Here is a 26,676-nt window from a genome sequence, read left to right on the forward strand (position 1 = left end):
ATTGTATGACTACCTTAGCAGGAGTTATAACGAATATTCTCAGGGTAAAGTTATACAGTTTTGCTCACATTCTTGGCTACAAACGCAAAAAACAACAGCATGCGCAAAAACTTTGCGACAATCCAGCCAGTGATTGAATATCCGGATTTCCTGGATGTTCAAATTAAATCCTTCAAAGATTTTTTCCAGCTTGATACGCCATCTGACCACCGCTCACAAGAGGGTTTGTTTAAGGTGTTTCAAGAAAATTTCCCAATCTCTGATTCACGGGAAAACTTCGTACTGGAGTTTATTGACTACTCTGTCGATCCGCCGAAGTATTCCGTTGACGAGTGTATTGATCGCGGCCTGACCTATTCAGTGCCTCTCAAAGCAAAGCTGAGGCTGTCAAATAATGACCCCGACAACGAAGACTTTGAAACAATCGAGCAGGAAGTGTTCTTAGGGAATATCCCTTACATGACTGAAAAAGGCTCGTTTGTTATCAATGGTGCCGAGCGGGTAATTGTTTCTCAGCTTCACCGTTCACCAGGTGTGTTCTTCTCGATGAGCAAGCACACAAATGGTACCAAGCTTTACTCTGCGCGGATCATTCCATTCAAAGGATCATGGATTGAATTTTCAACAGACGTAAACAACGTCATGTACGCGTATATTGACCGGAAAAAGAAATTCCCGGTTACAACGCTGTTACGTGCCATTGGTTTTGGTTCTGATAAAGACATTCTTGACCTGTTCGGTTTGTCCGAAGAGGTTCCGGCGACACCGGCTAATGTTAAGAAAGCCATCGGCCGTCGTCTGGCTGCACGGGTGCTTCGTACATGGACAGAAGACTTTGTGGATGAAGATACCGGTGAGGTAGTATCAATCAGCCGCAACGAGGTGCTCATGGAGCGCGACTCGGTTATTTCGGTTGACGATATCGATACGATTATTGAATCTGGTCAGAAATCAGTTATCCTGCACAAGGAGGACATGAATGTGGCCGATTACAATATCATTTATAACACGCTGCAGAAAGATAGCTCGAACTCGGAAAAAGAGGCCGTTGAGCAAATCTACCGGCAGTTACGTAACGCCGATGCCCCGGACGAACAAACCGCTCGTGAAATCATTCAGAGCCTGTTCTTCTCAGACAAACGCTATGATTTAGGGGATGTAGGCCGTTACCGGATTAATAAAAAACTTGGCCTTGATGTCGCTTCGGATACAAAAGTGCTGACGACACAGGATATCGTGTCGATCGTGAAGTATCTGATCGGTCTGATCAATGCCAAGGCAGTAGTCGATGATATTGACCACCTCAGCAACCGTCGTGTACGGACTGTAGGTGAACAATTATATGCGCAATTTGGTGTTGGTCTGGCCCGTATGGCCCGGACAATCAAAGAGCGGATGAACGTGCGGGATAACGAAGATTTCAAACCGGTTGACCTGATCAACGCACGGACACTGTCTTCGGTTATCAACTCGTTCTTTGGTACCAACCAGCTGTCTCAGTTTATGGACCAGACGAACCCGCTGGCAGAGGTGACGCACAAGCGTCGTATGTCTGCACTCGGGCCAGGCGGTCTGTCGCGTGAGCGCGCCGGTTTCGAGGTTCGTGACGTTCACTATACGCACTACGGTCGTCTCTGTACGATTGAAACGCCGGAAGGTCCGAACATCGGTCTGATTTCATCACTTTGTGTCTATGCTAAGATTAACAGCATGGGCTTCATCGAAACGCCGTACCGTGTCATTGAGAACGGTAAAGTTGCGCCGGAGAAGCCGGTGATGTATCTGACTGCGGAAGAGGAAGACTCACACTACATTGCTCAGGCTAACGCCCAGATCAATAATGACGGTACGTTCCAGGTTGACCGGATTAAGTCGCGCTTTGAGGGTGACTTCCCGATGGCTGAGCCTACCAATGTGAGCTATATGGATATTGCGCCAAACCAGATTGTATCGGTGGCGGCGTCAATGATTCCATTCCTTGAGCACGATGATGCCAACCGTGCGTTGATGGGTTCAAACATGCAGCGCCAGGCTGTGCCACTGCTGCGCCCGCAGGCGCCGATTGTAGGTACGGGTCTGGAAGGTCGTGTTGCCGTTGACTCACGTGCGCTGGTAGTCGCTGAAGCAGATGGTATGATTGAGTTTGTGGATGCAACGAAAATTGTTGTCCGCTATGAACTCAGCCATGATGAACTGGCTGTTAGCTTCGACGAAGACCGGAAAACATATAACCTGATTAAGTTCCGCCGGACCAACCAGGATACATGCATCAACCTGAAACCGATTGTTCTGAAGAATCAAAAGGTGAAAAAAGGTCAGGTGCTTTGTGAAGGGTATGCGACGCAGGGCGGCGAGCTGGCGCTTGGACGTAACATGAAAGTGGCGTTCATGCCTTGGCAGGGATATAACTTTGAGGATGCTATCGTGATTTCTGAACGAGTTGTTCGGGAAGATATCTTTACATCTATTCACATCGAAGAGTTTGAACTGGAAGTACGGGATACAAAACGTGGTGAAGAAGAATTAACGTCTGAAATCCCGAACGTATCCGAAGAAACCGTTCGTAACCTGGATGAAAATGGTATTGTACGGGTAGGTACTGAAGTGAAGGAAGGCGATATCCTGATTGGTAAGATTACACCAAAGGGTGAAAGCGATCCGACACCGGAAGAAAAACTGCTCCGTGCCATCTTCGGTGATAAAGCCGGTGATGTAAAAGATGCCTCGAAGAAAGCACCGCCTTCACTGAAAGGTGTTGTGATCGATACGAAGCTGTTTGCGCGTCCGTCAAAAGAAGACCGTGGCAAGCATAAGGACGAGGTAAAGGCGCTGATGAAGCGTTACAGCCGTGATCTGATTGCGATCCGCGAGCGGATGATCGAAAAACTGACGCAACTGCTCGAAGGCAAAACAAGCCAGGGCGTGCGGCATAAGTTTGGCGACGAAATCGTCAGCAAAGGCGTTAAGTTTAACCGCCGCAACGTGTCGGAGAACCTGTTCCCGGACAAAAACCCATACCGCGACGAAAGTGGTTATGCGGTTGCGGAAGAGGTGAACCTGTTGCTGGATCTGAACCTTGACGGCTGGACGGAAGATACGCATACCAACAAGCTGATTGTTCAGTTAATCAAGAATTACAACAACCGCCGTAATGAAATTACCGGCCGCTTCAAACGTGAGCGTTTTACGCTTGAAGTAGGTGATGAACTGCCGGCAGGTATTGTGAAACTGGCGAAGGTATATATTGCTAAGAAGCGTAAGCTGAAAGTAGGGGATAAGATGGCGGGTCGCCACGGTAACAAGGGGGTTGTTGCCCGGATTGTCCGTGATGAAGACATGCCGTTCCTGGAAGATGGTCGTCCGGTGGATATCGTTCTGAACCCGCTTGGTGTACCTTCCCGGATGAACCTTGGACAGATTTACGAGACGGTATTGGCATGGGCCGGTGAAAAACTGAACCGGAAATATGCTACGCCGATCTTCGACGGAGCTACCGAGGCTCAGGTTGTAGCCGAGCTTGACGCAGCCGGATTACCATCATTCGGTCGTACATATCTGTACAACGGTTTGACGGGTGACCGCTTCGACCAGCCGGTAACAGTAGGTATTATTTACATGCTGAAACTTGGTCACCTCGTAGATGATAAGATGCACGCCCGTTCGATCGGACCATACTCCCTCATTACGCAGCAGCCGCTGGGTGGTAAGGCACAGTTCGGTGGTCAGCGGTTTGGTGAGATGGAGGTATGGGCCCTCGAAGCATTCGGTGCGGCAAACATCCTGCAGGAGATCCTGACTGTTAAATCCGATGACGTTGTTGGCCGTGCGAAGGCATATGAGGCAATCGTAAAAGGTGAGAACCTGCCGAAGCCGAATATTCCGGAGTCGTTCAACGTATTGGTACACGAGTTGCGCGGTCTTGCACTTGAAATTACTTTAGAATAAAGGAGATACCGGTAAAGGGAGGACGGAAAACGGGCAACAACTGCCTGTTTTCTGCCTCCTCTTCCTGCATTATCCGTTCTATCCTTAAACATAAAACTCCCGCTTCGGCGGACCGAACCAATGTCCTTCAAAAAGAACAAAAAACTCAATAGCGATTTTGCGAGCGTGACGATCAGTCTGGCATCGCCCGAGTCGATTCTGGAGAGTTCATACGGTGAGGTAACTCAACCCGAGACCATCAACTACCGGACATATAAGCCTGAAATGGGCGGCTTGTTCTGTGAGCGGATCTTCGGGCCAGTGAAAGACTGGGAATGCCATTGCGGCAAATACAAGCGGATTCGCTATAAAGGCATTATCTGCGACCGTTGTGGGGTGGAAGTTACCGAGAAAAAAGTACGCCGTGAGCGTATGGGACACATCGAACTGGTGGTGCCCGTTGCGCATATCTGGTACTTCCGGAGCTTACCAAACAAAATTGGTTATTTGCTCGGTCTTTCTACTAAGAAACTCGACCAGATTATCTATTACGAACGGTATGTTGTCGTTCAGGCAGGTGTGAAGGAAGCTGATGGTATCAACGAACTTGATTTCCTGACTGAAGACGAATATCTCGATATTATCGACAAACTGCCAGGTACCAACCAACATCTTGATGATAAAGATCCGCAGAAATTTATCGCCAAAATGGGGGCTGAGGCACTGGAAATGTTGTTATCACGCCTGAACCTTGATGAGCTGTCATACTCCCTGCGTCACGCAGCTGCAACGGATACGTCGCAGCAACGGAAAGCAGAAGCGTTGAAGCGTCTGAAAGTAGTTGAGGCATTCCGCGAAGCCAACGGCCGTATTGAAAACCGCCCTGAGTGGATGGTGATCAAGATGGTGCCGGTGATTCCGCCGGAACTGCGCCCGCTTGTCCCGCTGGATGGCGGCCGTTTCGCAACATCAGATTTGAATGACCTGTATCGCCGGGTAATTATCCGGAACAACCGTCTGAAGCGTCTGATCGAAATCAAGGCACCTGAGGTGATCCTGCGTAACGAGAAGCGGATGTTACAGGAGGCTGTTGACTCACTGTTCGACAACTCACGTAAGGTTAACGCGGTTCGTTCAGAAGGTAACCGTGCCCTGAAATCACTGTCAGACATGCTGAAAGGTAAGCAGGGACGTTTCCGTCAGAACCTGCTTGGTAAGCGTGTTGACTACTCAGGCCGTTCGGTAATCGTTGTTGGTCCGGAACTGAAACTGCACGAGTGTGGTCTGCCAAAAGATATGGCGGCTGAATTATTCAAGCCGTTTATTATCCGCAAGCTGATCGAACGGGGTATTGTGAAAACGGTAAAATCAGCGAAGAAGATCGTTGACCGCAAAGATCCGGTTATCTGGGATATCCTGGAAAACGTATTGAAAGGTCACCCTGTATTGCTGAACCGGGCTCCTACACTTCACCGTCTGGGTATCCAGTCGTTCCAGCCTAAGCTGATCGAAGGAAAGGCTATCCAGCTGCACCCGCTTGTGTGTACGGCCTTCAACGCCGACTTTGACGGTGACCAGATGGCGGTTCACGTACCGCTGGGTCAGGAAGCCGTTCTGGAAGCGTCTCTGCTCATGATTGCCTCGCATAACATCCTGAACCCTGCCAACGGTGCACCGATTACCGTACCATCGCAGGACATGGTGTTAGGTCTGTATTACGTAACGAAAGGACGTCGCAGCACACCTGAGTATCCGATTGCGGGTGAAGGCATGACATTCTACGGGGCGGAAGAGGTGATCATTGCGATCAATGAAGGTAAATTGTCGAAGCACGCTAACATTAAGTGCCGGGTTCAGGTACGTAATGAGCAGGGTGAGCTGGAGACAAAACTTATTGAGACTGTTGCCGGACGTTTGTTGTTCAACCAGTCAGTACCGAAAGAAGTAGGGTACATCAACGAACTGCTGACGAAGAAGAAACTTCAGCAGATCATTGCCCTGATCTTTAAAATTGCGGGTGGTTCAAAAACGGCAGCATTCCTTGACGAAATTAAAGAACTCGGATTCCAGATGGCCTTCCGTGGTGGTCTGTCAATCGGTCTGAACGACGTTAAGATTCCTGAAGCTAAACAAGGCTTGATTGAGGAAGCGAAACAGTCGGTACAGGGCGTTTGGGATAACTACCTGATGGGTCTGATTACGGAAAACGAACGCTATAACCAGGTAATTGATATCTGGACACGTGTTAACTCACGGATCACCGAAACACTGATGAAGCAGTTGGAGTCAGACCAGCAAGGGTTTAACTCAATCTTCATGATGATGCACTCGGGAGCCCGTGGTTCGCGCGAGCAGATCCGTCAGTTAGGTGGTATGCGGGGTCTGATGGCTAAGCCTCAGAAAAACCTGCAGGGCTCGGTTGGTGAGATCATTGAAAACCCGATCCTGTCGAACTTTAAAGAAGGCCTCGACGTATTGGAGTACTTTATCTCAACGCACGGTGCCCGTAAAGGTCTTGCCGATACGGCCCTTAAAACAGCCGATGCCGGTTACCTGACGCGTCGTCTGCATGACGTTGCACAGGATGTGATTATCTCTGAGGACGATTGTGGAACACTGCGTGGTCTGCAGATTTCAGCGCTGAAAGACAACGAAGATATCGTTGAACCACTGTCAGAGCGGATTCTGGGCCGTGTAACGGTTCACGATCTGTATGATCCGATCTCGAAAGAACTGATCATTGCGTCAGGCGACATCATTACGGAAGAAATTGCAGCCCAGATTGACGAAACCAGTCTTGAAACGGTTGAAATCCGTTCTGTACTGACCTGTGAGTCGAAGAAAGGTGTTTGTGCGAAATGCTACGGCCGTAACCTGGCAACAGGCCGGATCGTTGATATCGGCGAGGCCGTGGGTGTAATTGCTTCTCAGTCAATCGGTGAGCCGGGTACACAGCTGACACTTCGTACATTCCACGTAGGTGGTACGGCATCAAACATTGCGGTTGATGCCTCAATCCGTGCGAAGTTCGACGGCCGTATCGAGTTTGAAGAGATGCGTACCGTTGAATCGGAAGACAACGAAGGTAACTCTCAGACTGTTGTGATGGGTCGTTCAGGTGAAGTCCGGATTGTCAGTGCCGAAGACCGTAACCTGGTTTTGATCAGCAACAACGTACCGTACGGTGCATTCCTGCGCGTGAAAGATGGTGATATGGTGAAGAAAGGCGACGAGCTTGCCGTTTGGGATCCATATAACGCCGTTATCCTGTCTGAACTGACAGGGGCGATCAGCTTTGACGCCATTGAAGATGGCATTACCTACCGCGAGGAGTTTGACGAACAGACAGGCTTCCAGGAAATGGTGATCATCGAAAGCCGTGATAAGACGAAAAACCCGGCTATCGTGGTGAGCGGTAAGAGTACGCTGCTGGAAGACATCACCGAGAAAGGCTACAACCTTCCGGTAGGTGCGCGTCTGGTTGTAAAATCAGGCCAGCAGATCAGAGCCGGTCAGCCACTGGCCAAGATTCCGCGTAACGTTGGTAAAACACGGGATATTACGGGTGGTCTGCCACGGGTAACAGAATTGTTCGAAGCACGTAACCCGTCGAACCCGGCGGTCGTTTCGGAAATCGACGGTGTTGTTACATATGGTACGATCAAGCGTGGTAACCGCGAAATCTATATTGAGTCGAAAGACGGTACCAAGAAGAAATACCTGGTGCCTCTGTCGAAGTTCATCCTTGTTCAGGATAACGACTTCGTGAAAGCCGGTGATCCGCTGTCGGATGGGGCTATCACGCCGAGCGACATTCTGGCCATCAAAGGTCCGACTGCCGTACAGGAATATCTGGTGAACGAGATTCAGGAAGTATACCGTCTGCAGGGTGTAAAAATCAACGATAAGCACATCGAAGCCATCGTGCGTCAGATGATGCAGAAAGTTGAAATCATCGACTCAGGCGATACAAACTTCCTCGAAGGCCAGGTTGTTGACAAGTGGACATTCCGCGAAGAAAACGACAAGGTGATGGATGCGAAGGTAGTTGTTGACGCCGGTGATTCAGAAAACGTGAAACCAGGTATGATTATCTCAGCCCGCCGTCTGCGCGATGAGAACTCAAGCCTGAAACGTCGTGACTTGCGGACGGTAACCGTTCGTGAAGCCATGGCCGCGGTTTCTCAGCCGACGCTGATGGGTATCACGCAGGCTTCACTGGGTACGGAAAGCTTCATCTCAGCAGCTTCGTTCCAGGAAACAACGAAAGTCTTGAGCGAAGCATCGATTCGTGGTAAGAACGATACGCTGGAAGGTCTGAAGGAGAATGTGATCGTAGGTCACCTGATCCCGGCCGGTACAGGGGTTCGCCGTTACCAGAAAACGATTGTCGGCTCGAAAGAAGAATACGATACCATTACCGAATCCCGCGAGCAGTTCTCACGGAGCAAGCGCCGGGCAACGGTATAGTCAGCAGGCTTATCAAAGGGTGAGCCGGATTGGCAGTAAATTACAAAGCCAGCCTGGAAACGGGCTGGCTTTATTTGTATAAGGCAAGAACTCAAACTACACGCAGGATGAACCCTCAACAACCTAATCAGGAAACAACGATCGACGTTGAATTACCGGAAGACATTGCGGAAGGAGTGTATGCTAACTTAGCCATGATTGCTCACTCAAACAGTGAGTTTGTTGTGGATTTTATCCGGTTAATGCCCGGCCTGTCGAAGGCAAAGGTTAAGTCAAGGATAATCCTGACGCCGGAGCATGCCAAACGGTTATTATCGGCTTTGAAGGATAATATCCGGAAGTATGAAGAAGCGTACGGAAGTATTAACAGCGAAGACAGTGCCTTTCCGTTCCCCGGCGGTTTCAGCGGGCCGGTTGGTCAGGCGTAACAAAAAAGGCGAAAGATGATCTCTTTCGCCTTTTTTGTTAAAACGGATAGCCAACAGCTATGTTGAGAATAAGGTTCTGTCGCCGCCAGTAACCATCCCCGAAATCCATTTGGCTGAACGTCCAGTATCTGCCATTAGTCTGATATGGTTTTCGAAGCGGGATACCTATATCGGCGCGGACCAGGAAGTAGGACAGGTCTACGCGAAGGCCGATACCGCCACTAACAGCAATCTGCTTGTAAAAGTCTTTAGAGAAAATACTGCCTTTTCCATTTAGAATTTGCTCTTTGAGCATCCATACATTACCAGCATCGGCAAATACTGCGCCATGTAAATATTGAGTAAACTTAGCGCGGAGCTCTGTATTTGCCTCGAGCTTCATATCACCGCCGCCATCAAAAAAGAAAGGTACTTTACCCGTAGTATCACGAGCTGCCGGTCCGGGACCTATAGCTCTGGCCCGAAATCCCCGAAGACTATTACTGCCACCGACAAAATACTGTTTTGTAATAGGCATAATTGTAGAGTTTCCATAAGGATTACCAACACCTGTAAAAAGGCGATTGGCCCAAGTAATGTTATTCGATAGTTTATAGTAATATCTAATGTCAAGATCTGCCCGTATGTATTGAGAAAAGGTATTATTCAGAATACGCTTCGTTCCATATTCATCTGCTTTTATAAGTAAAGAAGCTAAATTACCTGCGGTTTCAGCGGTAAACTGGATGCGATAAGTACTCTTCGAATTAGAGCGTAACGGAGAGTTATAAGCAACAGAATAAAGCGTACTTAAAATAAACTGGTCTGTGTTAAAATACAGGTTTTCGTATCTCGGCCTCGTTAGTGTATCAACAAGCAACGGCAAAAACAGGTCATTGTTCGGGTTGAGGAAAACATAATTAATACTGAACGGAGTAAATGTTTGTTCAATCTGCTGATTTTTTCGCCAGCTGTATCCGAATGAGGTATTTAGTGAGTTAATACTATAGAGCCGTCCTTTTCTAACAGAATCAGGAATATCAGCCACACCTGCTGCTCCCTGAATAATTCGTTCAGCCCCAATTGTAAAAACTGTTTTTGGTAAAAGCTGTCGTCTATCATAATGAAACTTTAAGGGCGACACAAGTCTTGGGAAGGTGAGAGAGATATTCCCACCGAAACGAAAATTACGGGACACTGCAGCATTACCACCCAATTGAAAGTCGGTGCCGGCGGTTCCGTTAATCGATAGCTGTTCCGAGCGACCAAAAAAATTACGGTTGAGCCAGCCGAGGGTTAACTGCGAACCTGCCAGTCCATTAGAGCGTGTAATGCCGTCCAGCTCCAGTTTAACAGACCGTTTTGGATGGGGGGTCAGATAATAATGTACATCAAGAAACGCCGTATCCCGCTCATAGAGGGGAGCAAACCGATTCCGTACAAATTTAAAAGCACCTACATTGATAAACCGGCTTAACGTAATATCCTGCCCGCGGCTGTTGAATCGTCTGCCCGGCTTTAACCCGAGAATGTCGTTAAACAGCTGAGGTTTATACAAACGCGCAGAATCAACAATGTAAACCCGTCGTAAAGATGTATCCCCTTTTGCCGTATAAGCCTGCGAACGGTTTGTGTCATTGCGGGAAAGATTGTCGAGGCTAAAATTGGTATAAACGTAAAGATTACGAATATAGTACTGCTGCAAAGCTGCTGCAGAAACATCCGGTTTAATGGCTACATACAGCCGTACAGTGTGATTATTACGGGCCGTATCTGCTAACAGTGAAATGTAATCCGGCTGAAAATAAAAGAAACCTCTGTTTTTCAGATTCTGGTTGATACGCTCCCGCTCAACCTTAATGTTCTCAAATCGATAGGGGTCGCCTTTTTTCAGTATAGTCCGTGGTGAGCTTGAATACAGTGCTTTACGCGCATCGCTTGAGTCAACCAGAAAAGTGACTGAGTCAATGTAATACCGGGGTTGTATAGTAGCCGTGTAAACACCACGAGCTTTATAACCGGTTTCTTTCAACTCTCCGCTTGCACCGGAGCGAAAATAGCCCTCATTTTCCAGATAAGCCGCCCATACCACTGTGTTCGATGTAATGGCTTTGGAACTGGCAAAGACGGGAGGTTCGCCCAGCTTTTTACGGAACCATGCTCTGAATCCATTTTCACTTTTTGGCTCGCCCAGCAAATAATAAAGCCCTACTTTGTATGGATAACCAAACAAAGTTTTATTTGGTCGCGGGCGGGCTAGCCCCTCAAGACCGGTCTTTAATGCTTTCTGCTCATCTTTAGAAACACTTGGATCGGCTTTCAGAGTGATATCTGTACCGACATAAAGTCGTTCATTGGCCGGTAAGTGTTTGGCAACATTGCAGGCATACAAAGAGGCGAACAGACAAGTAAAAAATATATTTCTGACGATGGATTTCAGCACAGATAGTCTCATAGTTCTGAGGCTTTATTTTTGTTAAAAACCTCTTTAAGCGTATCAAAATCAACGGTGATAATAAAACCAACGCCGGTTTCAATCACATACCCATAGATAACTCCCTGACTGGAGTTAGATGCACTCGCCTGATTCTGCCGGTAACCGCGCAGGATATACCGGCCATCTTTACTGAGGTTATAATTTACAGACAGATTATCAAAGACTTCATTTGGATTCCGGTTAATGCCTGTATTATTTTCGATTTCAAAGTTACGGCCGACCGACACCGATAAACGTCCGTCGAGGAAACGTTTTGATAACCCCACATTCAGGTCAGTCCGTGTCCCTGTGGCGCCCAGTGAGGAGGTATTCGCCTGACTTGATGACAGCAGGTTAAAATTAACGTCCACTCCTTTAATGATGCTGGAAGCAAACCGGTCAAGCTGTTCAGTAAGCAGTTTACTAACACTGGTCCGCGCAAGGTTTTCCGCATCCAGGCCGCCGCCCGAACCGCCAGAAAAGAAATTAGATGAGTTTTCGGCAATGAAGCTATTCAGAATCAGGAGTGCAAAAACCTGCTTGTTGATCTGTGACTGGTCCTGGCGGAGGGTCGATAGCTTATTATCGATATCCCGTTTAGTATTAGGGTCAATGGCAACATTCGAGTTCTCCTTAGGAATTACAATATCAAAACTCAAATCGGGGTTTGAGAGATTTCCACGCATGTTCAGCACTACATTGAACGGTATACGGTTCTGAGCCACTGCACTGGTTTGTCCGGATGATTCATTGGCAATCAGGTTAGCCGGCGACGCCTGTGTCTGGTAAATCGCCGTAATGTTGACGTCAGCCTTTAAGGGGTCACCGGTAAAGGTGATGTAGCTTCCCTTATCTATCGCAAACTGCCGCTTCAGGACCTCGTAGGTCAGGTCATATTCACCTTCGGTCACCTCGTAGCGGCCAAGGACCTGCACCTCACCGGCCTGATTGAGGGTTACGTTCAGATTGGCATTTCCGCGCGCGCGCAGGTTGTCGCCGTTACGCTCGTCAATAACAATGGTAAATTCCGAACTGTCGTCTACTTCCAGGTTAAGCGAAATGTTGGCGTTACTCAGCTGCTCAAACGCAATCCGTGGAATGGTATCGATCTTGGCCGGTTGCAGGTATTTGTTCAGGGCCAGTGTATCGCCGGGCGCAATAAACGTAACAACCTGACGTGCTTCGTTGGCATCCAGCGTTTCGTCGGGCAGTACCAGGGTTACTTTGCTCTCACGATCCACCTTGATCGTCCCCGTAACGGCTGGCTGGGTACCTTTTCCGCGGATCCGGAGGTTGGTAGAGATCGCCGCGTTGCCATACACATAGTCATTGTCTTTCCGGCCGGCATTCAGTACCAGGAAGTTTTTCGCCGTAACATTCAGATTATAGCTGACATCCGGCAATTCATTCAGCACAACCGTTCCGTTTGTTGTCAGTACGCGTCCCAGTGTATCACGGACGTCAAAGTTGTCGAGCGTAATGGTTTGGCCGTTGAACAGGATACGCTCCTGATCAATGCGGTACGTTGCATTCAGTTGTTTGATATTAAACGCCACCGTATCAAACGCCACCGAACCTTTAATCGTTGGTTTGGTCAATGAGCCGTTGATGTCCATATTGCCGGTCAGCTGCCCGTGCGCCTGCCGCAGTTCGCCGAAGCTGAACGCTTCAATCGTACGGGCATCCAGCCGCTGTAGGTTTACTTTCAGATCCAGCGCCTGCTTTTCGTTGTTAGGGTTGTAAAAACCGTTAACCTGTACGTTGTTATACGGACCAACCAGCGTCGTATTCACACCAATCTTCTGATCCGATTGATTGGTAAACCGGGCGGTCAGGTTACCAAGCGGTTTTTCCATCACCTTCAGGCTGTCCACATACAGGTTACCCAGAAACGAAAGCTCGGAGTCGCCCATATAGTCGCGCACGATGACCGTTCCGTCCATTCTGCCACTGGCCAGTGTAGTGTCCTGATTAGCCAGCTTCGCCAGGTTTGACAGATCCAGATTGTGTAACGTAACGCGTATCGGTGCGTTCGGGTACTGCTCAATGCTGTTTGCATCGATGGATTGAGTAGCCGACCGCAGCGCAAAGCGGTTAACCAGCAAACCTTGCGGACCATACTGGACAAATCCGGATGTGTCGGCGCTCCATGGCTGGTAATTTACCAGCACGCCGCGCCGATCCAGCTGTACCTTGTATGTGTCTTTATTAATAGCGACCTGGCCATTCACCGCGTACCGGTCGGTATCGACTGAATCTTTCGTCGCTACCTGAAAACGAACCAGGTTATTGGCGGCGGTCGCCTTAATTTCTGTCTTTTTCAGCTGAACGCTTTGGTTACGCAGACCACTCAGGGATCCGTTCAGTGACAATTGGTTGTTTACGGCGCGCAGGCTCAGGCGTGGATTGTCAACGGTAATGGTGTCATACTCAACAACGCCGCCAACCATTGTTGCCGAGAACGTGGTATCTTTTGTATTATCCAGATAAGCCTGAAAACGTACGGGATCCAGCCGTGTCAGCTCTGGTACAAACGCTTTGATCAGCGGATGGTTTTTTACAGTAGCATCCACCTTGAAATCATACGGTGGGGTAACCGGTTTGTAAGCCAGTTGTGGCAGGGAAACATACCGGCCGATTTCTGACGCAATGATGTCGTACAGGCGGTCGTAAGGGAATAAACCACTCAGCGTAACCTGACCGAACGGCATGGCGGCAACTAGTTCTTTACGGTCACCGGTAGCATTGGCGCGTAGGTAAAGTGAGTCAATCGGGTAGTCCTGTCCCTGATAGCGTATGAGCGCATCCTGCGCCTGAATCGTACCGATTGGCCGCGCCGGATCTGTCGAGGTCATATTAATGACCAGATTGCCGCGCATCGACAGGGGCTCTTTGTAAAAATTAAGCGTAGTAACGTCCAGATTAGCGATATTGACTGTACCGTTAATGCTTGGGTATTCGGTATTCAGGTTTACCTGCGTATTGAGCGCTACCCGTGCGTTCGGATCGTCAAGGTTCCCGTCGAGTATTAGGTTACCGTTGGCGAGCCGTCCTTCTGCCTGAAGCTTACTATACCGGTATTTATTATAAGTCGCTTCGTCGATGGCAACCTGGAACGACGTATTCATGGTTTTTACATCAATCCCGCGGCCGTTTACCGTCGCGCGGCCGGTTGCCGGGCCGTATTGCTGGCTCATGAGCCATTTGTTGAGGTCGAAGCGGGCGAATTGCAGCGTTCCCTGATAGCTCTGGTTTTTACCGGCCATAAAGCCCTGAAGGTTGCCGTCGAAGCTGGCAGTGCCCCAGTCGGTCTGAAGCTGCGTATCAAGGGTAAGATTATTCAGCAAGCCCTTCACATGCCCCGTCAGCCGTAGCTGATTCGGGATTCCGATTGAATCGGGAAGGGAGCCTTTTGGCACCAGCTTTTTGATATCGGCCAGACGGGTGGTTGCTTCTGAAATGGTTAAATCAACGCCCATGCGGTCAGTATCGAGTACATTCGTCAGGCGGCCGGCTGCTTTGAGGCGGGTGCCTGATAAGGTCGACATATCAAACGACGGAATGTTCAGCGCCGCGAGCGTTCCCGTAACGCTACCGTTTACATTGATCATTGCGCCCTGGTTACCGGCAAAGGGTGGTGTTGTACTCAGAGAGGGTACCAGTTGCAGAATATCGTTGATGGTAAGTGTACTCTGACGCAGGCTTACCTGGACATTGACACGGCCGGCCTGTGCCGGAAGGCTCAGCTGGGCCAGTGAATCATACCGCAAGACCATTTTATCGCGGATAACCGATGCTTTCTGCCCTGATTTGCCGGTCTGGACCAGTAAGTTGGTCAGTGAGGTGGTGGTGTTCGCGTAAATCACGTCAGCATCCAGCCGCTGGATACCAAAACCGCTTTTGTCCTGAAATTTTCCCTGCCGCAAACGGGCCGAAGTCCGGTCGGGTGTATACGAGATCGCCTGTCCGGTCAGCGAGAGACCAGTCAGGTCGAGGTGGCCGTAATCGAGGCCTTTTGGCTGGCGGGCTTGTGTCTGGTCATCAAAGCGAAGCCGGTTATTAGCCAGCTGTAATTGCTTCAGCGCAACCGACCAGCCCGGATCAGTGGCAACCTCCTGTTTAGCTTCTTTTACAATTTCTTTCTTTTGCGCCGTAGTGGCTTTCGTGATCGGCGGCAGTTTCGTAACAGGTTTAGTCAGAATCGCAGCAATGTCTGAGTTACTGAGTTGCAGGGAGCGGATACCTATTTTTTGTCCGTTCAGGTAGAAAAAATCTGATTCCATCGCAAGACTGCCAATCTGACCTCTGGACTGAAAATTGGCTTCATCAACCTGTATATCCCAGGCAGACCGCCGGATCTGCCATTTACCTAAGCCCAGATCGAGGGTATCGCTGGGGTCAGGATCACGCTCTTCGGTAGCCGGCAGGCCGGGGTAAATACGGGCTTTTGCCGTCAGACCGTCTACTGTAACGTCCTTAATGTGGTAAACAGATTTATCCAGAATCGTTTTGTCCAGATTTGCCCGCAGGCTGTCGACCGAGGCATTCACATCAGCTCCGGCAACATCGTCCTTATACTTTATACGGACATCTTTAAGGAAGACGGCAGCCAGGTTAAAATCGAGTGGTGCGGCGGCTGTATCGGCTTTCTGAACCTGTTCGCCGGTTTCTTCGGTATCAAAGGCATCAACCAGATACTGGAAGTTAAAGGTCGTATCGGGGAGTGTACGGGTGAGATTCAGCCGTACACGCTCCAGATCAATCTGATTGAGCTGAATACGTCCTTTCGTAAGGCCCCACATGTCAAGGTCTACAAAGAGGCGTTGGCCGGAGAGTAAGGTATCGCCTTTAGGTGTAATGAACAGTACATCTTCCAGCGCTACATAGTCAGGAATCTGGTAGGAAACGCGGCCGATCCGGAAAGGCGAGCTTAGTTTCTTGGCCAGATAATTATTGACCTGTTGCGTAACGATCTGCTGCCCCCAGCCGGTTGTGGCGATGAAAACAACGAAGCCAGCCACCAGCAGGACAAGTGCCAGTATGATGAGCAATATTGTTGTAACAGCTTTTTTCACAAGTATAGAGGAATGTTGGACGAACCCTGTTGACGGCCAAAATAACGATTTGTCATTTAGAAAGGGCCATATGTAAGGCCTAACGTCAATATACGGCATTATGTTACTAAAACTTAGCCAAATCCGATGTCAGGAGTTACATGCGTAACCAGAAAACGGCTATAAAGCAAGAAATCATCCGGGAAATGTTTTGATTTTCAAGGAGGTTTGTCTATCTTTGCACCTCAATTTTCGATAAGACTGTAATTATCAATCAATTCTTATAATGCCTACCATACAACAGTTAGTGCGTAAGGGTCGGGAGAAGCTGGTGTGGAAGTCGAAATCACCGGCGCTCGATGCATGCCCTCAGCGTCGGGGTGTTTGTACACGTGTGTACACAACGACGCCTAAAAAACCAAACTCGGCGCTGCGTAAAGTAGCCCGTGTACGCTTGTCACACGGTAAAGAGGTTAACGCCTATATCCCTGGAGAAGGTCACAACCTGCAGGAGCACTCAATCGTGCTGGTGCGTGGTGGCCGGGTAAAAGATCTTCCGGGTGTACGTTACCACATCGTTCGTGGTGCGTTAGATACAGCCGGTGTAAACGGTCGTCTGCAAAGCCGTTCTAAATACGGTACAAAACGTCCTAAGCCAGGTCAGGCTCCTGCTAAAGGTGGCAAAGGTGCACCGCCGGCAAAAGGTAAAAAGAAATAAAATTAATTAACTGCCCGCCCTATATGAGGTGGCAGAGTAAGATTAACATCTGAAGACACAATGAGAAAGGCAAAACCGCCCAAAAGATATGTCTTACCAGACCCGAAATTCCGGGAAGTTCTGGTAACGAAATTCGTTAACAACCTGATGCTCGAAGGTAAAAAGAGCTTAGCTTATTCTATTTTCTATGATGCCCTGGACGTTGTACAGAAACGTACAAACGAAAACGGTATCGACGTATGGAAAAAGGCTTTGAACAACGTAATGCCTTCAGTAGAAGTTAAAAGTCGTCGCGTTGGTGGTGCTACCTTCCAGGTACCTACTGAAGTTCGGCCGGATCGGAAAGTCTCGGTAGGCATGAAATGGCTTATCCGTTACGCTCGTTCACGCGGTGAAAAAACTATGGTTGACCGTTTAGCAGCTGAAATCGTTGCCGCTTCAAAAGGTGAAGGTGCAGCTGTGAAGAAGAAGGATGATACGCACCGTATGGCCGAAGCCAACAAGGCGTTCTCGCACTTCCGGTTCTAATTTTCGGTTACGACACCAATTTGAGAGCCTCTCCGGAATCCGGAGAGGCTTTTTTTATAGTCTCTGTCGGGAATGACCGGTAAATATAAGTCGTATGCATGGAATTTGTCCTATTTTTACGGGTAATCATCACATACTACTATTAGAGAAATTATGCGTCTTTTCAGGCAGATTCTGATAACCCTTTTTCTGTTACTTATCCTGGCCGGTATAAGTATCTGGCTCTGGCTCCGTAGCTTAAATCCGGACTACAATGCTGAAGTAACCTTGCAGGGATTATCAGCACCGGTCGACGTACTGTACGACGACTATGCCGTTCCCCATATTTATGCGCAGAACGAAGCCGACTTGTTCTATGCCCTTGGCTATGTGCATGCGCAGGACCGGCTGTTTCAGATGGAAATGATCCGGCGGCTGGCCGATGGCCGGCTGGCAGAATTATTCGGTGCCAAAGCATTGGCATCTGACCGGTTTTTCCGGACACTCGGCTTTCGGAAGCATGCGGAATGGTCCAATGACTCGCTGCGGCGGGAAAATCCGGATGCACCCCACTGGAAAGCGGCAGAGGCCTACCTGAAAGGCATTAACGCGTATATTAAAAAGGGAAAAACACCCGTCGAGTTTACTATCGCCGGCATTCCGAAATCGGAGTTTACGCTGGAGGATATGCAGATCATTGCCGGATACATGGGCTATACATTTGTCGATGCCTTCCGAACTGAAGCAATGGCAACCATGATCAACGCTAAACTCGGCACGGAATACTTTAACGATGTCATGAATATGTGGCAGGAGGGAGATCCCAAAACACCGGTGCAGGCAACTCCCGGTGATATTCTGGCCGCCCGGTCATTACTGCGGATGAGTGAGCAACTGACTCAACTGGAAAGAGAAGCTCCTTTTCCGCCATACCACGGCTCAAACGGTTGGGTGATCAGCGGACAGAAGACAAAATCAGGGAAGCCTATCTTGGCGAATGATACCCATATCGCCTTTGCACAACCATCGGTATGGTATGAAGCGCATCTGGAATGCCCCGGCTTCCGGTTCTACGGCAGTTTTCTGGCGGGTTCGCCGGTGCCGTTGCTGGGTCATTCTGAACACGGTGGGTGGGGCCTGACCATGTTTGAAAACGACGATGCTGATTTCTTCCGCGAAAAAGCTAATCCGGCCAATCCCGGTCAGGTCTGGTATAAAGACCACTGGGAAAACCTGACGATCCGGAAGGAAACCATTAAGGTGAAGGGCGAAGCAGATGTGACACTGCCGGTGAAACAGTCGCGGCACGGGGTAATCCTGAATGGCTCATTTGACAAAATCGAGGGCGAAAAAGAGCCGATTGCCCTGTGGTGGATTTATCAGCAGTTTCCGAGCCGGAGTCTGGAAATGTTTTATGACCTGGCACACGCAAAAAATGCGGCCGAGGCGCGGAAAGCTGCGTCGAAGCTGACGTCACCCGGCCTGAATATCATGTGGGCCGACACGGCCGGTAACATTGCGTGGTGGGCGGCCGGAAAATTACCGAAGCGGGCACCGGGCGTAAACCCGATGCTGATTCTTGACGGATCAACCGGTAAGGACGATCCGCAGGGCTGGGTTGATTTTGACCTGAATCCGCAGATTTTAAATCCGGTTTCAGGAGTACTGTATACGGCCAATAATCAGCCTGATGATATGGGCAACGGACTGGTGGCTGGTTATTACGTGGCCGGTGACCGCGCCGGCCGCATTGACCAGCTGATCCGTACGCCGAAAAAGGACTGGACCGAAGCCGATGTACGGACGGTGATCAATGATGTAACGTCGCCGGTCAGTGCGTCACTGCTTAGGGATATATTGCCCGTCGTTGATAAGACAAAGCTTACGCCGCTTGCCAAAACTATAGCGCAGAAACTGGCAACATGGAATGGTCGTCATAACCGCGAAGATGTAGAACCGGCGATGTACTATAAGTTCATTTACACAATCCTGCGGAATGCCGCTGAAGATGAATTGGGTACAGAGACGTTCCAGGCGTTCGAACATAACATGAATATGGAACGCAACATGCCGCACTGGTTCCGTAACGACGCCTCGCCGTGGTGGGATAACCGGAAAACGCCGGCTAAGGAAACACGGGCCATGATCTTGACGGCTTCGTTGAATGAAACCGCCGCCGCACTGGAAAAGCAACTGGGAAGTGATGCTGCCAACTGGCAGTGGGAGCGCGTCCACACGGTTGAGCATAAGCATCCGCTGGGCATTTTGCCGGTGATTGGTAAATGGTTCAGCGTAGGCCCGCTGGCAGCACCGGGTGGCCGGAACACCATTAACAATATGGATTTCCGGATGGATTCAACCGGTTTGTATAATGTGAGTGCCGGACCTGCCCTGCGCCGGATTGTTGATTTCGGTCAGCCGGAAACGGGCCGCAGCGTGTTGCCGACCGGCCAGTCCGGGTATTTTATGAACCCGCATGTGAAAGATCAGGCGCAGCTGTTTGTTGATGGCGGCTCGCGGCCCGAACGGATGAACCGTGCTGAGATTGAAAAGGTAGCGATCGGTAAGACGATACTAAAACCGTGATTATGTGTATCTGTACGGGCTTTTTAAACAGGCAGGCACATGAAAATGCAGGATCTTATAGCAGAAAATCAAAATACGCTTATTTTTAAGGTATTATGAAAAAACTGCTGTTTAGCCTTACACTCATCACAAGCCTTGTCAGGCCGGGATACGCCCAGTCGCTGACGCCCGACCAATTGGAAACGATCACGCAGAAACACGTACGTAAGTCGTACGGCGATCTGTTCAACTTTCTGTCGCTGCCGAATAATGCCCACATAGATGCGCACATCCAGCCGAATGTCGACTGGCTGAAACAGGCTTTCGCGCAGCGAGGGTTCTCCGTTGAGGTATTGCCCACAAAGGGCGGCCACCCGCTGGTGTTTGCAGAACACAAAGCCGAGGTGACGCCGAAAGGTCAGCTGAAAACGCTGCTGTTTTACATGCACTTCGACGGCCAGCCGGTTAACCCCGCCGACTGGCAGCAGGAATCGCCGTATAAGCCGGTGCTGAAGAAAAAAATGGCGGAAGGTAACCAGTGGGAGGTTATCAACTGGGCGCTACTTCAGTCGAAATACGACCCCGACTGGCGTATTTTCGGCCGGTCGTCGTCGGATGATAAAGGGCCGATTGTCATGCTGCTGAGCGCACTGACGGCCATGCAGGCAGAGAAAATCCCGTTCCGGTACAACATCAAAGTGATTCTGGACAGTGAGGAAGAAATCGGGTCGCCGTACCTGGCCGGCGCTGTACTGGCCTATAAAGACAAGCTGGCTGCCGACTTTATGATGATCATGGATGGAGGGCGGCACCTGTCAAACCAGCCGACGCTGGTCTATGGTTGCCGCGGCATCGCAACGGTTACGCTCACAACCTACGGCCCGCGCGGGGCGCAACACAGTGGTCATTACGGGAATTATGCCCCGAATCCGGCTCTCCGGATGGCACAGTTACTGGGTAGTATGAAAGACGAAGACGGCCGGGTAACGATTCGGGGCTATTACGACGGTGTTACCATTGACGAAGCGGCGGCTAAAATTCTCGCTGCCGTGCCCGACGATCCGGCTGAAATTCAGCAGAAACTGGGCTTTGCCGCACCCGACAAAGTGGGCCGGAATTATCAGGAAGCGCTACAATATCCGTCACTGAACATCCGTGGTTTGTCGAGCGCCAACGTTGGTAAGCAGGCCGGAACCGTTATTCCGGATAAGGCGATTGCCGAGCTTGACCTGCGGCTGGTGCCTGAGTCGGACCCTGAGCGCCTGAAAGCGCTGATCCGGCAGCATATCGAACAACGGGGCTATCAGGTGATTGATCACGAACCGACGGAAGCCGAGCGGGCGCAATACCCGAAGCTTATTCAGATGAAGTCCGGTGAAGCGGCCATGTTGCCCTTCCGGACCGATTTCGGCGGTATTGAAGACAAGTGGCTGACCCATGCCATGCAGCGGGCGTTTGGCCGTGATCCGATCAAGATCCGGATGACGGGCGGCTCGGTTCCGATTGTACCGTTCCTGCGTACCTTAAACATTCCGGCCATTCACGTGCCGATGGTGAATCTGGACAATAACCAGCATGCGGCAAACGAAAATCTGCGGCTGGGCAATTATGTGGAGGGCGTGAAAACCTGGCTGGCGATCTTTACGGAGTGATTTACGGTTAGAAGCGAGAAATATTGAGCTGACATTTGTTGTTATAAAATAGGAATACAACTTAATGATACAATTATGGGAAATATGCCGCAACCCAGAAAGCTGACCAACGGCCAGGCTTTATTACTGCAATTATTTGAACGGGAGCTGACAGAAGAGGATTTAACCGCTGTACGTCAGGTTTTAGTAAAGCATCTGGCAAAGAAAGCAGAAGCAGAAGCAGAAAGAATTTTGAAAGAGAAGCGAATAGATGCAAAAACAATAGAGAAGGAGACGAATGGTATTAATGAGAACCGTACGCAGTACTTCAATAAGTTACGCTCCGAAACAGCATGAAAGTGGTTGTTGATACGAATGGACTACTAAGTGCTGTGGCTAAACGTGGGTCGAAAAAATGGCTTTATAATGCGTTTGTAAAGGAATCATTCATTTGGGTGTTCAGCAATGAAATTTTAACAGAGTATACCGAGTTGATCAGCGTGAAATTTAACCAGGATGTAGCTAATTATGTAGTTAGTTCGTTACTGGTTGCTGTTAATCATGAACGCTTTGAACCGTCTTTTAAATACCAATTAGTCACGGATGATCCGGATGATAACAAATTTGTTGATTGTGCAATAGGCGCAAATGTAGATTACTTGGTAACCGATGACCGGCACATTCTTAATTTAATGAAAATTCCTGATCTATTTCCACCTGTTCCAGCAATACCATTTGCACAGTTTCGGAAAATTCTTCAGGACACGAATCAATAAAACCGGCCGAAGGAATTGCCTTCGGCCGGTTTTACCTTAAAAATGGCCCCAGCCCTGCGCGCGGAGCTGCGAATGCTGACCGGCGCGGGTCGACAGAATGATCTGACTCGGATCGGCAGTCATGTAGCCAATGGCCGTGATGCGGGAATGATTTTTCAAAACCTCAAACTCCTGCGGGCGGACGGTAAACAAAAGCTCGTAATCTTCACCGCCGTTCAGCGCCGCCGTCAGCGCACTGATCTTAAATTCGGTGGCCGCCAGATGGGTCTGATCATCAATCGGGACGTTTTCGTCAAAAATGACGGCACCGGTATTCGACTGCCGGCACAGGTGCATGACCTCAGAAGCCAGTCCGTCGGAAATGTCAATCATAGCGGTCGGGCGCAGGCCCAGATCCCGCAGTTCATGAACAATGTCGGTCCGGGCGTCGGGACGGAGCTGGCGCTGCAGCAGATACGAACGTTCTTCCGACAACTCCGGCTGCATATTCGGATCGGCCATATAGGCTTGTTTCTCGCGCTCAAGCAATTGCAGACCCATGTAAGCCGCGCCTAAATCACCGGTTACGCAAATAACATCGTTAGCCTGTGCCGTATTCCGGTACGCAATCAGGTCTTTCGGTACTTTACCCAGTACCGAAACTGAAATAGTAAGCCCCGTACGCGATGACGTCGTATCCCCGCCGATCAGGTCTACTTTATAGGCCTCACACGCAGTGCGGATGCCTTCATACAGTTCATCAATTGCCTCTACCGGAAAACGGCTGCTTATACCGATGCTGACCGTTACCTGTGTCGGGATGCCGTTCATGGCGGCAATGTCGGACACATTAACGGCAATTGCTTTAAAGCCGAGGTGTTTTAGCGGCACGTAGGTCAGGTCGAAGTGAATGCCTTCGAGCAGCATATCCGTCGAAATCAGGCCAAATTCGTCGCCGCCAAAATCGAAAACGGCGGCATCGTCGCCAATACCCCGGATTGTTTCGGGGCGGACCGGTGGAGGGGTTGCCTGCCGGATCCGGTCAATCAGGCCGAATTCGCCTAACTCTTTCAAATCTGTCATAAGTATACTGAATGCTCTGGCTGAGCGGATGGTAATAACAAAAAGCCGTTCCTGAAAGAAACGGCTTAGAAAGAAAATATGTTCGTTTCCGCTTACGGATTTGAAAGCGTATAGACGTTGATCGTACCGCCGGTTTTCTGGCTGGCCGTTGTACGGGTCAGTTTCAGTTCGGTATCCGTCAGGCTGTTGATGGTAAATTCGATCGTACCGTTGGTACCGGTCGGTTGCGGATTCAGGTTGCTCAGTACCAGTCGGGTATCGCTCGGTACAGACCACTGTCCTGTAAACTTACTGCCGTCAAATTCAACCAGGCTGGCCGTTGTGGCACTGCTGAGGTCTATTTTAAAGCTTGAATAGCCCGGGCGGACATTATTGGTGCCTCCCCGCGTGTAAACGGTTGTCTGGTTTTCGTCAACGATGCGGGCAGTCCAGGCTTTGGCAATCCGTTCAGATACAGGTGGCGTCGGTGTTTTTTTGCACCCTGACATGATAACGAATAAGCCCACTAATAAAGAAAAGGCTACAAGCGAGGTCTTTTTCATGATTGTTAGTAATCGTAACACAAGTGGTTAAAGATACAGTAAATTTGTGTGCATTCGCAAATGGAGTCAGCGTAAGACGGATATTTGACGGGATGAACTGTCAATTAGTACGATGATTTGCTGACGGGTGTTGCTAAGTTAATAAAAGAAATAGTGAACGAATTACCTGCTTACAGCCGCGCACAGCTTGCTTTACGGAATGGATCAGACCGCGAAGAAATCTGGATTGCCTTTCGCGGAATTATCTACGATGTAACCGGATCAAGGCTCTGGCGTAATGGCAGGCATTATGAGCACTGGGCTGGCCAGGACTTAACCGATGAACTTGCCGATGCCCCGCATACGGAACAGGTCTTCGGACGGTTTGCGGCAGTCGGCCGGCTGGCCTGATGCATATCTATAAACGAATGATACGCCTGATTCGTATATGAAGTTACTTCAACGGACGAACAGGTACTGAAACCATATGATTTTACTGGCAGACAGCGGCTCAACCAAAACGGACTGGCGGCTACTAACCCCTTCCGGACCGGCGCAGCAGATGATTAGCGACGGCATTAATCCTTATTTTGAAGATCCGGAACAGATCATCACAAAATTACGGGAGCAACTGATTCCCTCGCTTGACCCGACCGCTGTTAGCCGGATTTATTATTACGGTACAGGCTGCAATAGTCCTGCTTCCTGTGGAACAGTAGAAACGGCGTTGCGGGCTTTATTTCCGAACCTGACCGCTGTTGAGGTTACCAGTGATATGGTGGGAGCAGCCAGAGGGGCAGCCGGGCAGGAACAGGGAATTGTCTGTATCCTGGGAACGGGCTCGAATGCTTGTTGTTACGACGGGCACGATATTGTTCGCTGGGGGCAGCCGCTGGGTTTCTGGCTCGGTGACGAAGGCAGTGGCGGCTATTTAGGGAAAACGCTCGTGCGTGATGCCTTCCAGAACCGTATGCCTGCTGACCTGAAAGTGGTCTTTGATCGCCGGTATGATCTTGACCGCGCCACACTACTCGAAAATGCCTATCGGAAACCCTTTCCGAACCGGTATTTTGCGGCATTTACGCCGTTCCTGTCGGAGCATCTGACACATCCTTATGTACAGCAGCTGGTCCGTCAGGCGTTCCGTGATTTCCTGACTATTTATGTAACGTCATTTCCGGAAGCCGCTACGTGGCCGGTACACTTTGTCGGCTCAATTGCGTATTATTTTGCGGATATCCTGCGGGTGGAGGTAACCGGAAACGGTTACCGGATGGGTACTATCCTCAAAGCACCGGGCGATGGGCTGGTACAGTATCACCGGCAGCTGCTTACGCAAAACGGATAATTTTTTCTTTTTACAAACTACAGCTGACAGGTCGTTGTTACATAAACAACCTCACTAGTCAATTATCAAGTACAACATGTGCCGGAGAGGCCGTGTTGCATCGCGTCAATTATGGCAAGTCGTTATTTTCTGAAAGTAAAAGATATTACGCGTGAAACGCCGGATGCTGTAACGGTCAGCTTCTGGCATCCGATCAACGAAGAAGTTCGCTACCAGCCAGGACAGTTCCTGACCTTTCTGATGACCGTCAACGGCCAGAAAGTACGCCGCTCGTACTCCATGTCGAGCTCACCGCACACGGATGTATCGTTGTCTGTAACCATCAAACGGGTGCCGGGTGGTCTGGTTTCCAATTATCTCCTGGATCGTCTGAAAGCGGGTGATGTGTTGGAGAGCCTTGAACCAATGGGTACGTTTGTGCCGAAGCTCGACGGTAGTAACAGCCGGCAGGTTGTGCTGATCGGAGCGGGTAGCGGTATTACGCCTCTGTTCTCGATGGCCAAATCGATTCTGCACACCGAGCCGAAAAGCAACGTGTGGCTTATTTATGGCAACCGGAATCAGGATTCGATCATCTTCAAGGCCCATCTGAATGCGATGGAGCAGGCATACGGAGCCAATCGCTTTCAGGTTACGCACGTGCTGAGCCAGCCAAATGATGGCTGGAGCGGCCTGTCTGGCCGGTTGAACCAGCACATGCTGGTGAGGTTGCTGGAAAATATGCCGGCTGCTGAACGGCAATCGGCCAGCTTCTATTTATGCGGGCCGGATGGTATGATGGATGAGGTACGCAATGCGCTGTCGATTCTGAACGTACCGGCTGACCGTGTCTGTAAAGAAAGCTTCCTGACGGCAGCCCCAACGCCCGGCGAGGTGGTTGAAAATACAACCGAGGAAAGCAGCGGTTCGCCGGAAGTAACGGTATTGTACGAAGGTAGTGAGTACAAATTTCCGGTGGCCCCGCACCAGACCATTCTGGAGGCGGCCCTAGAACTGGATATTGATTTGCCGTATTCGTGCCAGGCAGGGATGTGTACAGCCTGTCTGGGTATGTGTACATCAGGCAAAGTCAAACTCGATGAAGAAGATGGCCTGACTGAATCGGAACTGAAAGCAGGCTATGTGCTTACCTGCGTGGCCCATCCGCTGACAAAGGATGTGGTGATTGAAATTGAGTAATATGGCTTAATGAACAATGGATGCTGTAGAATGAATAA

General features: G+C 49.8%; 16 protein-coding genes. 12 read left to right on the plus strand and 4 right to left on the minus strand.

The features are described from left to right. Positions 1-99 precede the first annotated feature (99 nt). From rpoB to AC23NW_RS08460, 3 genes are all read left to right on the plus strand, one after another. Positions 100-3,945, plus strand: a complete 3,846-nt coding sequence (gene rpoB, locus AC23NW_RS08450) for a DNA-directed RNA polymerase subunit beta (RefSeq protein ID WP_293844083.1) — start codon at positions 100-102, stop codon at positions 3,943-3,945. A 120-nt stretch (positions 3,946-4,065) separates the two neighbouring features. Continuing rightward, on the plus strand, positions 4,066-8,394 hold the full coding sequence (gene rpoC, locus AC23NW_RS08455) for a DNA-directed RNA polymerase subunit beta' (RefSeq protein ID WP_487448841.1): 4,329 nt from the start codon (positions 4,066-4,068) through the stop codon (positions 8,392-8,394). A gap of 107 nt (positions 8,395-8,501) precedes the next feature. Continuing rightward, positions 8,502-8,822: a DUF3467 domain-containing protein gene (locus tag AC23NW_RS08460; RefSeq protein WP_293843640.1), complete on the plus strand. Its 321-nt coding sequence runs from the start codon at positions 8,502-8,504 to the stop codon at positions 8,820-8,822. Between the two features lie 37 nt (positions 8,823-8,859). On the opposite strand, the gene tamL is transcribed toward AC23NW_RS08460, so the two are convergent. Both tamL and AC23NW_RS08470 read right to left on the minus strand, forming a co-directional pair. Beyond that, complete coding sequence (gene tamL, locus AC23NW_RS08465) at positions 8,860-11,256, minus strand: translocation and assembly module lipoprotein TamL (protein WP_487448843.1); 2,397 nt, start codon at positions 11,254-11,256, stop codon at positions 8,860-8,862. After that, the gene (locus AC23NW_RS08470; RefSeq protein WP_487448845.1) at positions 11,253-16,352 is read right to left on the minus strand and encodes a translocation/assembly module TamB domain-containing protein; all 5,100 of its coding nucleotides are present in this window, start codon (positions 16,350-16,352) and stop codon (positions 11,253-11,255) included. Before AC23NW_RS08470 ends, tamL begins: the two co-directional genes overlap by 4 nt. A gap of 265 nt (positions 16,353-16,617) precedes the next feature. Here AC23NW_RS08470 and rpsL point away from each other — a divergent pair, with 265 nt between their 5' ends. From rpsL to AC23NW_RS08500, 6 genes are all read left to right on the plus strand, one after another. Continuing rightward, positions 16,618-17,049, plus strand: a complete 432-nt coding sequence (rpsL, locus tag AC23NW_RS08475; protein ID WP_071503344.1) for a 30S ribosomal protein S12 — start codon at positions 16,618-16,620, stop codon at positions 17,047-17,049. A gap of 60 nt (positions 17,050-17,109) precedes the next feature. Continuing rightward, entirely contained in the window at positions 17,110-17,577 is a 468-nt protein-coding gene (gene rpsG / locus AC23NW_RS08480; RefSeq protein ID WP_071503343.1) for a 30S ribosomal protein S7, read from the plus strand. A 153-nt stretch (positions 17,578-17,730) separates the two neighbouring features. Continuing rightward, positions 17,731-20,142, plus strand: a complete 2,412-nt coding sequence (locus AC23NW_RS08485) for a penicillin acylase family protein (RefSeq protein WP_487448847.1) — start codon at positions 17,731-17,733, stop codon at positions 20,140-20,142. Positions 20,143-20,237: 95 nt separating this feature from the next. Further along, the gene (locus AC23NW_RS08490) at positions 20,238-21,773 is read left to right on the plus strand and encodes a M20/M25/M40 family metallo-hydrolase (protein WP_487448849.1); all 1,536 of its coding nucleotides are present in this window, start codon (positions 20,238-20,240) and stop codon (positions 21,771-21,773) included. A gap of 75 nt (positions 21,774-21,848) precedes the next feature. Beyond that, positions 21,849-22,109 carry a hypothetical protein gene (locus AC23NW_RS08495; RefSeq protein ID WP_487448850.1) on the plus strand — a complete coding sequence of 87 codons (261 nt, stop codon included), beginning with the start codon at positions 21,849-21,851 and terminating at the stop codon, positions 22,107-22,109. Then, the gene (locus tag AC23NW_RS08500; protein WP_487448851.1) at positions 22,106-22,528 is read left to right on the plus strand and encodes a putative toxin-antitoxin system toxin component, PIN family; all 423 of its coding nucleotides are present in this window, start codon (positions 22,106-22,108) and stop codon (positions 22,526-22,528) included. Before AC23NW_RS08495 ends, AC23NW_RS08500 begins: the two co-directional genes overlap by 4 nt. A gap of 36 nt (positions 22,529-22,564) precedes the next feature. Here the strand turns inward: AC23NW_RS08500 and thiL are convergent, their stop codons facing one another. Further along, on the minus strand, positions 22,565-23,590 hold the full coding sequence (gene thiL, locus AC23NW_RS08505; protein ID WP_293835628.1) for a thiamine-phosphate kinase: 1,026 nt from the start codon (positions 23,588-23,590) through the stop codon (positions 22,565-22,567). 92 nt (positions 23,591-23,682) lie between these two features. Next, positions 23,683-24,132, minus strand: coding sequence for a hypothetical protein (locus AC23NW_RS08510; protein WP_487448853.1), 450 nt, complete (start codon positions 24,130-24,132; stop codon positions 23,683-23,685). Positions 24,133-24,285: 153 nt separating this feature from the next. On the opposite strand from AC23NW_RS08510, the gene AC23NW_RS08515 reads away from it, so the two are divergent. The 3 genes from AC23NW_RS08515 to AC23NW_RS08525 all read left to right on the plus strand — a co-directional run bounded on the left by AC23NW_RS08515 (position 24,286) and on the right by AC23NW_RS08525 (position 26,638). Next, on the plus strand, positions 24,286-24,522 hold the full coding sequence (locus tag AC23NW_RS08515) for a cytochrome b5 domain-containing protein (protein ID WP_487448855.1): 237 nt from the start codon (positions 24,286-24,288) through the stop codon (positions 24,520-24,522). Positions 24,523-24,598: 76 nt separating this feature from the next. After that, the gene (locus AC23NW_RS08520) at positions 24,599-25,459 is read left to right on the plus strand and encodes an N-acetylglucosamine kinase (protein WP_487448857.1); all 861 of its coding nucleotides are present in this window, start codon (positions 24,599-24,601) and stop codon (positions 25,457-25,459) included. A 111-nt stretch (positions 25,460-25,570) separates the two neighbouring features. Beyond that, complete coding sequence (locus AC23NW_RS08525) at positions 25,571-26,638, plus strand: 2Fe-2S iron-sulfur cluster-binding protein (RefSeq protein WP_487448859.1); 1,068 nt, start codon at positions 25,571-25,573, stop codon at positions 26,636-26,638. Positions 26,639-26,676: the final 38 nt, after the last annotated feature.

The sequence above is a fragment of the Arsenicibacter sp. R0_47 genome, from assembly GCF_057652235.1.